Genomic DNA, 13,044 nt, shown 5'->3' on the forward strand with positions numbered 1-13,044 from the left:
CTGCTGCGGCACAGCCACTACGTCAACGTCGAGGCGCGCAGCCTCGTCGCCTGCCTGCACAGCCTGGCGAGCCGCCCCGCGTTCTCAGTGCCCGCCGTGCCCGCCGTGCCCGCCCTTGCCGCCGCCGATCGGCTTGGCGCCCATCCCCGACGCCATCGCGGTCTGGATCGTCTTCGGCGCGACGACGAACGGCCGCATCATGCCGTGGTCCTCGTGCTCCAGGATGTGGCAGTGGTACACGTAGTTGCCCGTCCCGCCGCGGAACTGCCCGGCGACCGTCACCACGTCGTGCTCGTCGATGCGGATGGTGTCCTTCCAGCCCTGCTCGTCCGGCCCGAGGCCCTTGGCCGCGCTGTAGGTGGCGGTGTAGGTGTACACGTCGTTGGCCGCGTCGTTGACGACCGAGACGGTGTAGGTGTCGCGGGCGAGCGCCTGGAACGAGATCAGGTGGACGTGGGTCGGGTGGTTGGGGCCGGCGAGGTGGACGAAGTTCCACACCTCCCACCCGTCGAGGGCGACGTGGAACGTCACCGCCTCGTCGAAGGTGCCCGCCACCTTCCGGAAGGACGTCGTCGTGCCGTTCTTGACGAGGTTGACGATGCGGTCGCCCTTCTGCGGGACGTACCCGGCGGGGTTCTTCGCCAGCTCCCACAGCTCGGGGTGGCCGCCGGTCGTGCCGTCGTGGGTGGCGGTCGCGACGTAGCGCTGGACGGCGAGGGCGGGGACCTTGGCGGCGGCGAGCCGGGCGAAGGTGGGCGACACCTTGGCCGGCGGCGCGAAGGTGTCGGTGACGGCGGTACCGGACACCCGGAACTGCAGGATCTCGGGGCCGAGCGGCGAGGTGGCGGTGTCGGTGTTGGACAGCTGCAGCCGGGCGCCCCGGAACGCCGCGAAGTTGATCAGGATGTCGGCGCGCTCGGCGGGCGACAGGGTGATCCGGTCCTGCTTGGCGGGGGCGCCGAGCAGGCCCTGCTCGGTGCCGATCTGGACGAACGCGCCGGTCACCGGCGTGCTGGTGCCGTCGGCGTTCTCCTTGCGCAGTTCCAGCGTGTAGGTGCGGGCGTTGGCGCCGTTCAGCAGGCGGAACCGGTACCAGCGCGGCTCGACGTCCAGGTAGGGCCAGATGACGCCGTTGGCGAGGTTGTAGGGGCCGGCGAACGGCAGCGAGACGCGCGCGCCGGGGACGTCGTAGTAGCCGACCTTGTGCAGGAGCCGCCCGTTGAACGCGCCGGAGTCGTCGGTGTCGAGGTTGCGGTCGGCGATGATGAGCGGGACCTCGTACTTGCCGGCCGGCAGCCGGAGCGCGTCCTCCTCGGCGTCGCGGACCAGGTAGAGGCCGGCGAGCCCGGCGAACACGTTGTAGGCGGTGATGTCCATGGCGTGGTCGTGGTACCAGAGCGTGGCCGCGCGCTGGTCGTTGGGGTACTCGGTGGCCTGCGCCTGGCCGAAGGAGATGCCGTTCTTCGGCCAGCCGTCGCTGTCGCCGCTGATCTCGCCGCCGTGCAGGTGGGTGACGACCCAGGGGGCCAGGTTCGCCACGTCCTCGATCGGGGCGGCGCCGCCGCGGCCGGGGCTGAGGATGGAGTCCAGGCCGGTGAAGGGGACCGAGACGGCGGTGGCGGGGAACTTCCCCTCGATGCGGTTCTGCCAGCTGACCTTGATGCGGCGGCCGCGCCGGGCGTCGATGACGGGGCCGGGGAAGGCGCCCTCGTAGGCCCACACGGGCGTGGCGGGCAGCTGGGAGTGCAGCTTGACGGTGGTGGCGCGCTGCCGGATCGTCAGCGCGGTGTCGGGCTTGAGGATCTTCAGGGCGGGCAGCGGGTCGGCGAACTTGGCGAGCCCGGTGGGGGCGTCCTGGAAGACGCGGCCGGCGGCGGCGAACGCCGACAGGTTCGCTTGGACGGTGGCGGCCACGCCGATGCCGGCGGCGGAGCCGGCGATGAACTGGCGGCGACTGGGCATGGGGGGCTCCTCTGCGGCACGGGTCGGCGAGCCGATCCTTCGCCGGTGCCGCGGCGGGCTCAATCGATGGGGCGCAGGACAGGGGTTCGCGCGCCGATCCCTCGGGTTTACCGGGTTGCCGACAGGGGTGGACCGGGCGCTGTCACGGGTGGGGCGCCGCGCGGGGCCGGGCGTCCGGCGGGCGATTCGGGCGTCCGATAGGCGCGCGGTTCCCGGGCAGTGGGCGGCGGTCTCGAATGATCGGAGCGTGGTCGCACTGGTGGAACGAGACGAACAGATCCTGCAACTCGACGCCCTGGTCCAGGACTGCCTCGCGGGCCGCGGCCGGGTCGCGCTCCTGGAGGGGCCGCTCGGCACGGGCCGGACCGCGCTGCTGCGCGCTCTCGCCGAGCGCGCCGAACGGTCCGGTTTCCGTTGCCTGCGCGCCTCCTGCTCCCCCGCCGAGCAGGCGCTCCCCTACGGCGTCGCCGGCCAGCTGCTGCGCGGCGTGCCGCGCGGGGAGGGCGGCGCGGACGGCCCGTCCGCCCGGCTCCTCGACGAGGTCGCGGCGGGCGGCGCGGACGCCGGCCCGGCGTCGCCGGAGGCCGTGCGCGCGCACCACGGGCTGTCCCTCGCCCTGCTCGGGCTCGCCGAGCGCGAGCCGCTCCTGATCACCGTGGACGACCTGCGCCACGCCGACGTCGCGTCGCTGCACCTGCTGCTGCACCTGGTGCGGCGGCTCGGCCCGGCGCGGGTGCTGGTCGTGCTCGCCGACGAGGCCGCGCCGCGGCCGCGGCACCTGACGTTCCTGGCCGAGCTGTTCCGCCGGCCCGAGCTGCGCCGCCTGCGGCTCGGGCCGCTGTCGCCGGACGGCACCGCCCGCGCGGCGGCGGAGCTGCTCGGTCCCGCGGCGCCCGGTCCCGCACCCGGCGGGCGCCCGGACCTGCACGCCGTCAGCGGCGGCAACCCGCTGCTGCTGGACGCGCTCGCCGAGGACGTCCGCGTGGCCGGGGCGCCGCGCGCCGAGGGCTACGGGCTGGCGTTCCTGGCGTGCCTGCACCGGGGCGACCCGGCGACGGCGGCGGTGGCGCGGGCGCTCGCCATCATGGGCGAGGACGCCGACCCGGCGGAGCTGTGGCGGCTCGTCGGGCTGTCGCCCGAGGACGCCGGGCGCGCCCTCGGGTCCCTGGACGACGCGGCGGTGCTGGACGGGGGCCGGTTCCGGCACCCGGTGGCGCGGGCGGCGGTCCTGGCCGACCTCGCGCCGGCCGAGCGCGCCGACCTGCACCGCCGCGCGGCGCGGCTGCTGCACGACCGGGGCGCGCCCGCGACGCGGGTCGCCGATCATCTGGCGGCGGCCGACCACGCGCAGGAGCCGTGGGCGCCGGCGGTGCTGTCGGAGGCCGCCGAGCACGCGCTGCTGGACGACCGGGCCGAGGCCGCGGCCCGGTTCCTGCGGCTGGCGCACCGGGGCCTGCCCGGCGAGGCCGAGCGCGCCGCGGTGCGGGCCCGGCTCGCCGGCGCCGAGTGGCAGACCTCGCCGTCGTCGGCGGCCCGGCACCTGGCGCCGCTGGTGACGGCGGCGCTCGGCGGGCGGCTCGGTCTCGCCGACGGCCTCGCGCTGGTGGAGCGGCTGCTCTGGTTCGGGCGCGGCGGGGAGGCGGTGCGGGTGCTGGACCGGCTGCGCGCCGACGCCCGGCCGGAGAGCGGCGGCGGCCTGCACGACGCCGAGGTGTGGCTGGCGTACGCGCATCCGCCGCTCGCCCGCGACCGCCGCACGCCGGTGCTGGCCGCCGACCGGCACTTCGCCGTCCCGGCGCCGGGCGGCGACCCGCAGCTGCACGCGGTGGCGATCCTGGCGGACGGCCTGATCCGGCGGCGCGGCCACGGCGCGGTGGCCCGCGCCGAGCAGGTGCTGCGGGACCTGCCGCTGCACCTGCGCAACCCGTGGACGGTCGAGGCGGCGCCGCTGGCCGTCCAGGTGCTGCTGCGCGCCGACCGGCTGGACGCCGCCGCGGCCTGGTGCGAGAGCTCGGCCAAGGACGCGGGCGCCGAGGGTTCGGGCACGCGGGCGGCGTTCTTCGCGGCGGCGCGGGCGGAGGTGGCGTTGCGGACGGGCGATCTGCCGAGCGCGATGCGGGAGGCGCGGGCGGCGCTGGAGCGGCTCGGCGCCAAGTCGTGGGGGGTGGCGGCCGGGTACCCGATCGGCACCTTCGTCCTCGCCGCGACGCGTGCGGGCGAGCACGACGAGGCCGCCAAGCTCCTGGCGCTGTCGGTGCCCGACGCGATGTTCCAGACCCGCCACGGGCTCGGCTACCTGTACGCCCGCGGGCACCATCACCTGGCGGCGGGGCACGCGCACGCGGCGCTCGCCGACTTCCTGAGCTGCGGCGAGCTGATCCGCGGCTGGGGGCTGGACACGGCCGGGCCGGTGCCGTGGCGCACCGACGCGGCCGAGGCGTGGCTGCGGCTCGGCAACCGCGACCAGGCGCGGCGGCTGATCCGCGAGCAGCTCGCGCGGACCGACGGGCGCGGGCCGGCGCTGCGGCTGCTCGCGGCGGCGAGCCCGGTGGGGCGGCGGCTGCCGCTGCTGACCGAGGCCGTCGATCTCGCCGAGGCGTCGGGCGACCGGTACGAGCAGGCGCGGGTCCTCGCCGACCTCAGCCGCGTCCACGCGGCCGGGAACCGGCGGCGGGCGCGGCTGCTGCTGCGGCAGGCGCTGCACGTGGCGAACATGTGCGGGATGCGGCCGCTGGCGCGGGAGCTGCTGTCGGTGCAGGCCGACCTCGGCGGCGCGGAGGCGATGGCCGACGGGCTGGAGGGCGTCGCCTCGCTCACCGACTCCGAGCGGCGGGTGGCGTCGCTGGCGGTGGTCGGCAACACCAACCGGGAGATCGCCGCGAAGCTCTACATCACGCCGAGCACGGTCGAGCAGCACCTCACCCGCATCTACCGCAAGCTCGGCATCCGGCGCCGCAAGGAGCTGCCCGCCGACCTGTGGGCGGGGCTCAGGAAGACCGGCTGACCGAGCCGAGGCCGTCCAGCAGCTCCTCGACGAGGGCGGCGGCGCCGGCGCGGTCGGCGGCCGTGCCGAACAGGTAGAAGTCGGGGCGGACCAGCGCCGCGACGGCCCCGGCCGCGGCGAGGTAGGGCAGGTGGACGCCGTCGAGGTCGGCGGCGGCGTCCAGCCGCACGAACCGGGTGCCGAGCCGCACGAGGGCCGCGGCGTGCAGGGGGTCCAGCAGCTCGTCGGGCGGTTCGGTGGTGAGCAGCGTGAAGCCGGGGCCGCCGGTGACCTCGTCGAGCAGCCCTTCGCGGCCGCCGATGCGGACGCGGCCCTGCGGGGTGAGGCCGCCCGCGGGGCCGCGCGGGCGGCCGGCGGCGTCGCGGGCGAGCAGGCCGCCGGCGAGGGGGTGGACGGCGGTCGGCGGGGGCGCGGCGAGGCCGCGCTCGCGGATGCCGATCATCACGGCGTCGCGGTCGCGGGCGGCGGCGGGGTCGGTCTGGCAGATGACGCGGCCGAGGTCGACCGACATCGTGATGGCGTGCCGGACGTGCTCGCGGCGCTCGGCGGTGTAGGTGTCGAGCAGCGCGTCCCCGGCGCGGCCGGTGAGGACGAGGTCGAGCTTCCAGGCGAGGTTGGCGGCGTCGCGGAACCCCGAGCACATGCCCTGCCCGGCGAACGGCGGCATGAGGTGGGCGGCGTCGCCGGCGATGAGGATCCGGCCGGCCCGCCAGCGGCCGGCGTGGCGGGCCTGGAAGGTGTAGACGGCGTGGCGCTCCAGCGTCGCCGCGCTCTCGTCGATGCCGAACAGGGCGAGCAGGCGCCACGCGTTCTCGGTGGTGCCGAACTCCTCGGGGGACTCGCCGGGGAGCCGCATGAACTCCCAGCGGCGGTGCCCGGGTCCGGCGGACACGGCGGTGCGGGGCCGGGCGGGGTCGCAGACCTGGAGGTTGTTGGGGACGAAGCGGCGCGGCTCGTGCAGGCGGACGTCGCAGGTCAGCCAGTCGTTGAAGAAGGCCAGGTCGGTGGCGTCCTCGTCGACGGCGTCGCGGACGGTGCCGTTGGCGCCGTCGCAGCCGATGACGTACCGGGCGGACAGGACGCCGCCGTCCGGTCCCTCGACGGCGGCCTCCACCCGGTCGCCGGTGTCGGCCAGGCCGGTGACGCGGTGGCCGCGCAGGACGCGCAGCGACGGGAGGCGGGCGCCGCGTTCGGCGAGGGCCGCCTCGACGCCCGGCTGGTACATCGAGACCGAGTCGGGCCAGCCGGACCAGCCGCGGTCGGCGACGTCCACCTCGAACAGCGTCGCGCCGTCCCCGTTCGTCCAGACGTAGTCGCGGGAGGGCTCGGCGACGGTGCGCAGGGCGTCGCCGATGCCGGCGGCGGCGAGGATGCGGGCGGACTCGCCGTCGAAGGACACCGCGCGCGGCATCGGGTAGGGCTTCGGGCGGCGCTCCACGACGGTGACGCGGTGCCCCCGCGCGGCCAGCAGCGCGGCGGCGACCTGCCCGACCGGCCCGTACCCGACGATGAGGACGTCGGCGTCGGTCGGGACGCCGGTCGGGGCGCTCATCGCGTGCCGCCCGTCGCGGCGGGCGCGCCGGTGATGTCGGCGACGACGCGCTCGTGCTCGGCCGGGTCGGTGAGGACGCGGACGGTCTCGCGGCCGTCGTCCACGGTGAGCAGGCGCTTGCCGATGAGGACGCGCTGCCCGGTGGCGGTGGAGCGGCCCCGCACGAGGATCCCGGCGCCGGCGAGGGCCCGCGCGAACGCCTCCAGCTCTGGCGAGGGCGCCTGCCATTCGGCGAGGTCGCGGGGCCGGTCGCGGTACCGGTAGACGGCCTGCCACACGCCGGACCGGCCGCTCCGCTCGACCACGTGGTAGCCGTCCACAGGGACGACGCGGAACCGGCTGCCGTGCTGTTCCTGGACCTGCTCGGTCACCCGCAGGGGTTCCAGGTAGGACGGGCCGACGAACCCGACGTCGACCAGGTACAGGTCGCCGTCGAGGCGGGCGTGGTTGAAGACGTGCTCCAGGTCGGGGCCGAAGCCGCCGTCCATCTGCCGGATGCCGGCCCCGAACACGCCGACGTCGAAGCCCAGCTCGTGCAGCAGGAGGCGGAAGAGGCCGTTCAGCTCGTAGCAGACGCCGCCGCGGCCGCCGAGGACGATCTCGTCGAACGCGGCGTCCCGGTCGATGTCGACCCCGGCCCACAGGGCGGTGCCCCGGCCGGCGTTCAGCGCGCTGTCGTAGGCGAACGTCCGCAGGTGGCGGTGGTGCAGGGCGCGCAGGGTCGCCAGGGTGGGCGCGGCCGGTCCGCGGTGGCCGAGGGCCGCCAGGTAGGCGGCGACGTCGAAGGCCATGGTCACTCCTGTCCGGGGGCGGTCGTGCCGAGCTCGGTGAGCAGGTGGTCGGCCAGCTCGGCCGGGGTGGCCCGGTCGAAGAGCAGCATCGCGGGAAGCTCCAGGCCGGTGGCGGCGGCGATGCGGTCGCGCAGCTCGACGGCGGTGAGCGACACGTAGCCGACCTCGAAGAACACGTCGGTGGGGGTGAGGGGTTCGGCGGGCGGGCGGCCGAGCACCGCCGACGCCTCCCGCCGCACGAACTCCAGCAGCGTCTCCCGGCGCTCGTCCTCGGCGAGGTCCGCGAGCCCGGCGAGCGGGGACGGGGCCTCCGCTTCGGTGTCGGGCTCCGCCGGCGGCCGGACGGCGGCGGCCGGCGCGGACGTCTCCAGCCAGTAGTGGCGGTGCTGGAAGGCGTAGGTGGGGAGGTCGGTACGGGGCTGCCCGGCGAGGAGCGCCGTCCAGTCGACGGCGGCGCCGCGGACGCGCAGCGCCGCCGCGGAGAGCAGGAACCGGCGCAGCCCGCCCTCGCCGCGGCGGAGCGTCCCGGCCGCGACGGCGGCCGTCGCGCCCGCGGCGTCCTGGATCTCGGCGGCCAGCACCGGGTGCGCGCCGGCCTCGACGAACGTGCGGAAACCGGCGTCGAGGAGGGCGCGGGTCGCGGTGTCGAAGCGGACGGCGCCGCGCAGGTTGCGGTACCAGTAGGCGGCGCCGAGCCGGGTGGTGTCCAGCCACTCCCCCTCGGTGGTGGAGTAGAAGGGGACGGCGGACGGTTTCGGGGCGAGGCCGGCGAGGACGGTGTGGAGCTCGTCGCGGATCGCCTCGACGTGGGAGCTGTGCGAGGCGTAGTCCACGGGGATGCGGCGGACGCGCACGCCCTCGTCCTCGTAGGCGCCGATGAGCTCGGTGAGGGCGTCCGCGTCCCCGGCGACGACGACGGAGGCGCGGCCGTTGACGGCGGCGGTCTCGATGCGGCCGCCCCAGCGTGCGAGGCGGGCGGTGACGCGGTCGGCGGGCAGCGCGATCGAGGCCATGCCGCCCCGGCCCGCCAGGCCGCGGGCGATGGCCTGGCTGCGCAGCGCCACGACGCGCGCCGCGTCCTCCAAGGAGAGGGCACCCGCAATGTGGGCGGCGGCGATCTCGCCTTGCGAATGGCCGACGACGGCGTCGGGCACGACGCCGAGTGACTCCCAGAGGCGGGCGAGTGCCACGTGCACCGCGAAGGTGGCGGGTTGGACGACGTCCACGCGGTCGAGGGGGCCGCGCAACGCGTCGGCGAGCGTCCAGTCCACGTGCGGGCGCAGCGCTTCCCCGGCCTCCGCCAGGGCGGCGGCGAACACGGTGGACTCGGCGGCCAGCTCGACGCCCATGCCGGCCCACTGCGCGCCCTGGCCGGGGAACACCAGGACCGTCCGGCCCTCGACGTCGGCGACGCCGGTGACCGCCGCCGGGGACGGTTCGCCGGCGGCGAGCGCGCGCAGCCCGGCGAGCGCCTCGTCCCGGTCGGCCGCCGCGACGACGGCGCGGTGGGCGAGGGCCGCGCGGCCGGCCGCCAGGGACGCGGCGACGGCGGCGGGTTCCAGGCCGGGGCGGTCGGCGACGAAGGACGCGAGGCGCGCGGCCTGCGCGCGGAGGGCGTCCGCCGTCGCGCCGGAGACCTCCCAGGGCTGGACGGCCGGGGGTTCGGGCGGGATCGCGGGCGCGTCCGGCGCCGGCGCCTCCTCGATGATCACGTGGGCGTTGGTGCCGCTGACCCCGAACGAGGACACCCCGGCGCGGCGGGGCCGTCCGGGGTCGGCCCAGTCGCGCTGTCGGGTGAGGAGCCGGACCGCGCCGTCCGCCCAGTCGACCCGGGTGGAGGGGGCGTCCACGTGCAGGGTCGCGGGGAGCGTGCCGTGGCGGAGCGCCTCGATCACCTTGATGATGCCGGCGGCGCCGGCGGCGGCCTGCGCGTGCCCGAGGTTGGACTTCAGCGAGCCGAGCCACAGGGGGCGGCCCGCCGGCCGGTCGCGGCCGTAGGTGGCGAGGAGCGCCTGCGCCTCGATGGGGTCGCCGAGGGGGGTGCCGGTGCCGTGGCCCTCGACGGCGTCCACGTCGACGGGGGCGAGCCCGGCGGCGTCCAGGGCGGCGCGGATGACGCGCTGCTGGGACGGGCCGTTGGGCGCGGTGAGGCCGTTGGAGGCGCCGTCCTGGTTGACGGCGCTGCCGCGCACGACGGCGAGGACGGGGTGCCCGTTGCGGCGGGCGTCGGAGAGGCGTTCCAGGAGGAGGACGGCGGCGCCCTCGGCCCAGCCGGTGCCGTCGGCGGCGTCGGCGAACGCCTTGCAGCGCCCGTCGGGGGCGAGGCCGCGCTGCCGGGAGAACTCCACGAAGGGGGCGGGCCGCGCCATGACGGCGACGCCGCCGGCGAGCGCGAGGTCGCACTCGCCGTCGCGGAGCGCCCGCGCCGCCAGGTGCACGGCGACCAGGGAGGAGGAGCAGGCGGTGTCGACGGTGAGGGACGGGCCCTCCAGGCCGAGGGTGTAGGAGACGCGGCCGGACACGACGCTGCCGGAGGTCCCGGTGCCGAGGAACCCTTCGAGGTCGGCGGGGACCTCGGCGAGGCCGGCGGCGTAGTCGTGGTACATGACGCCGGTGAAGACGCCGGCGCGCTCGCCGCGCAGCGAGGTGGGGGCGATGCCGGCGCGTTCGAGGGCCTCCCACGACACCTCCAGCATGAGGCGCTGCTGGGGGTCCATGGCGAGCGCCTCGCGCGGGGAGATCCCGAAGAGGGCGGCGTCGAACGCCCCGGCGTCCTGGAGGAACCCGCCGCGCGTCACGTAGGAGGTGCCGGGCCGGTCGGGGTCCGCGGCGAAGAGCGCGCCGAGGTCCCAGCCGCGGTCGGCGGGGAAGGGCGACAGGCCCTCGCGTTCCTCCGCGACCAGGTCCCAGAGGTCCTCGGGGGAGGCGATCCCGCCGGGCAGGCGGCACGCGGCGGCGACGACGGCGACGGGGTCGCCGGCGGTGCGCTTCAGCCGGTCGTTCTCCTGGCGCAGCCGCTCGTTGTCGACGAGCGCGGCGCGGAGCGCCCGGACGATCCTGTCGTCGGTCATCGGTTCCCTCCGAGAGCGCGTTCCACGAGGTCGTCGACGTCCATCCCGGCGATCGCCGCGGCGATCGGGTCGGGCCCGGCGGGCGGCTCGGGCACGAGCTCGGCGAGCAGGCGGCGGGCGAGCTCGGCCGGGGTCGGGTGGTCGAACACGAGGGTGGCGGGCAGCCGCACCCCGGCCGTCCGGGCGATCCGGTTGCGCAGCTCGACGGCCGCGAGGGAGTCGAACCCGAGCTCCTTGAACGCCTGCCCGGCGCCGACGGCGTCGGGGCCGGAGTGCCCGAGGACGGCCGCCGCGCTCCGCCGGACGAGGTCCAGGACGGTGCCGGTGCGCTCGGCGGCGGGCTGCGCGGCGAGGCGTTCGGCGAACGGGACGGCGGCCTCGCCGGCCGGCGGCCGTGCGTCCGGGCGTCCGGGCCGGCGGGCCAGGCCGCGCAGCACGGGCGGCAGGTCGCCGGTGTCGGCGAGGGTGCGCAGCGCGGCGAGGTCGAACCTGGTCGGGACGACGACGGCGTCCTCGGCGGTGAGCGCGGCGTCGAACAGGGCCAGGCCCTCGGCCGTGGTGAGGGCGGTGAGGCCGCCGCGCGCCAGCCGGCCGAGCCCGGCGCCGTCGAGGTGGCCGGTCATGCCGCTCGCCTGTTCCCAGAGTCCCCAGGCGAGGGAGACGGCGGGGAGTCCTTCGGCGCGGCGGAGGACGGCGAGGCCGTCGAGGAAGGCGTTGGCGGCGGCGTAGTTGCCCTGGCCGGCGTTGCCGAGGACGCCGGCGCCGGAGGAGAACAGGACGAAGGCGGCGAGGTCGAGGTCGCGGGTCAGCTCGTGCAGGTGCCAGGCGGCGTCCGCCTTCGGGCCGAACACGGCGGCGAGCCGTTCGGGGCCGAGGTCGTCCAGGAGGGCGTCGTCCAGGACCCCGGCGGCGTGCACGACGGCGGTCGGCGGGTGCGCGGCGGGGATCGCCGCGAGCACGCCGGCGAGGGCGTCGCGGTCGGCGGCGTCGGCGGCGGTGACGGTCACCTGCGCGCCGGCCTCGCGCAGCGCCGCGTACAGGTCGGCGGCGCCGGGGGCGGCGAGGCCGCGCCGGCCGAGGAGGACGAGGCGGCGGGCGCCGTGCGCGGTGACCAGGTGGCGGGCGACCAGGCCGCCGAGCGTCCCGGTCCCGCCGGTGATCAGGACGGTACCGTCCGGGTCGAGGGCCGTCCGGGGCCCGCCGGTGCCGGCGTGGACGAGCCGCGGGGCGTGCGCCCGTCCGGCGCGCAGCCCGATCTGCGGTTCGCCGGAGGCGACGGCCCGCGGCAGCAGCGCCCTGGCGTCCTCGGCCGACTCCGCTTCCAGCAGGACGATCCGGCCGGGCTGCTCGCGCTGCGCCGAGCGCACGAGGCCGCGGACGGCGGAGGCGGCGAGGTCGTAGGGCGCGTCGCCGGTGATGACCGCGGCCGGGCCGCCGTCGCGGGACAGCCGGTCCTGGAGGAATCCGATCGTCGCGGCGGTGAGGTCGCGGGCCCGGTCCGGGGTCCAGCCGCCGCGGTCGGTGAGGTCAAGGACGTCCTCGTCGGGGACGGCGGCGGCGGTCGCGTCGGGCAGCGCGATGGGGACGTGCTCGATCCGGTAGAGCAGGTTGTGGGCGGGCGCCAGCCGGTCGGCGGCGACGGACCGCAGCGTGAGGGAGCCGATCGAGGCGACGGGCGCGCCGTCCGGACCGGTGAGGTCGATCGTGTACTCGGACGCGCCCCGGAGGGCGGCGCGGACGCGCAGGGTCGCGGGGGCGGGGGCGTGCAGGCGCACGCCGGTCCAGGCGAACGGCAGCGGTATCCGGCCGTCCTCGGGCGCGTCCGCGCCGAGCAGGCTCGTGGCCTGGAGCGCGGCGTCCAGCAGGGCCGGGTGCAGGCCGAAGCGGTCGGCGACGACGCCGTCGGGCAGCGCGACCTCGGCGAAGACCTCGTCCCCGCGCCGCCACGCGGCCCGCAGCCCCTGGAAAGCGGGCCCGTAGCCGTACCCGCCAGCGGCCATGCGGGCGTAGAAACCCTCGACGGCGACGGGCTCGGCGCCTTCGGGCGGCCACTCCGGCGACTGCGGGGGCGGCGTCCGCGCGAAGGGTTCGGCGGACAGGCGGCCGGTGGCGTGCCGGGTCCAGCGGCCCTCGCCGCGCCGCGCGTGGACGCCGACGTCCTGACCCGCGACCACGACCCTGACCTGCACGCCGTCCTCATCAGCGGCGGCGTCGGGCAGCGTCAGGGGCGCCTCGATGACGAGCTCGTCCAGGGTGGCGTGACCGGTCCCGGCGCCGGCGCGCAGCGCCAGCTCGACCAGGGCCGCGCCGGGCAGCACCGTCGTCCCCGCGACGGCGTGGTCGGCGAGCCAGCCGTGGTCGCGGAGCGACAGGCGGCCGGTGAGGACGGCGCCGTCGGGGAGGGGGACGGCCGCGCCGAGCAGGGGATGCCCGGCGTCCTCCAGGCCGGCGGCGGCGAGGTCGCCGGGGCCGGTCCCGCCGTCCAGCCAGTAGCGGCGGTGCTGGAAGGCGTAGGTGGGGAGGTCCGCGCGCCGGAACGGGCCGGGGCCGAAGGCGCTGCCCCAGTCGATCCCGACACCGGCGACGTGCGCCTCCCCGGCGGAGCGGAGGAACCGGTCGAGACCGCCGTCGTCGCGGCGCAGCGTCCCGATGGCCAGCGGCGGA

General features: G+C 77.3%; 6 protein-coding genes. 1 reads left to right on the forward strand and 5 read right to left on the reverse strand.

The window, feature by feature from the left end; all coding sequences use genetic code 11:
- Positions 1 to 84: 84 nt before the first annotated feature.
- On the reverse strand, positions 85 to 1,962 hold the full coding sequence (locus K1Y72_RS27830) for a multicopper oxidase family protein (protein WP_220169443.1): 1,878 nt from the start codon (positions 1,960 to 1,962) through the stop codon (positions 85 to 87).
- Positions 1,963 to 2,221: 259 nt separating this feature from the next.
- Here K1Y72_RS27830 and K1Y72_RS27835 point away from each other — a divergent pair, with 259 nt between their 5' ends.
- A complete protein-coding gene (locus K1Y72_RS27835) occupies positions 2,222 to 4,966 on the forward strand; it encodes a helix-turn-helix transcriptional regulator (RefSeq protein WP_220169444.1) in 2,745 nt (914 codons plus the stop codon).
- On the opposite strand, the gene mhpA is transcribed toward K1Y72_RS27835, so the two are convergent.
- The 4 genes from mhpA to K1Y72_RS27855 form a co-directional block, all read right to left on the reverse strand.
- On the reverse strand, positions 4,950 to 6,518 hold the full coding sequence (gene mhpA / locus K1Y72_RS27840; RefSeq protein ID WP_220169445.1) for a bifunctional 3-(3-hydroxy-phenyl)propionate/3-hydroxycinnamic acid hydroxylase MhpA: 1,569 nt from the start codon (positions 6,516 to 6,518) through the stop codon (positions 4,950 to 4,952). The genes K1Y72_RS27835 and mhpA overlap by 17 nt on opposite strands.
- Positions 6,515 to 7,309: an arylamine N-acetyltransferase family protein gene (locus tag K1Y72_RS27845; protein ID WP_220169446.1), complete on the reverse strand. Its 795-nt coding sequence runs from the start codon at positions 7,307 to 7,309 to the stop codon at positions 6,515 to 6,517. Before K1Y72_RS27845 ends, mhpA begins: the two co-directional genes overlap by 4 nt.
- Positions 7,310 to 7,311: 2 nt before the next feature.
- On the reverse strand, positions 7,312 to 10,380 hold the full coding sequence (locus K1Y72_RS27850; RefSeq protein ID WP_220169447.1) for a type I polyketide synthase: 3,069 nt from the start codon (positions 10,378 to 10,380) through the stop codon (positions 7,312 to 7,314).
- Positions 10,377 to 13,044 (reverse strand): type I polyketide synthase (locus K1Y72_RS27855; protein ID WP_220169448.1); only part of this gene is annotated, 2,668 nt, incomplete at its 5' end. The genes K1Y72_RS27855 and K1Y72_RS27850, both read right to left, overlap by 4 nt.

The organism is Actinomadura parmotrematis, assembly GCF_019458805.1.
In the GTDB taxonomy this organism is placed as follows: Bacteria; Actinomycetota; Actinomycetes; order Streptosporangiales; family Streptosporangiaceae; genus Spirillospora; species Spirillospora parmotrematis.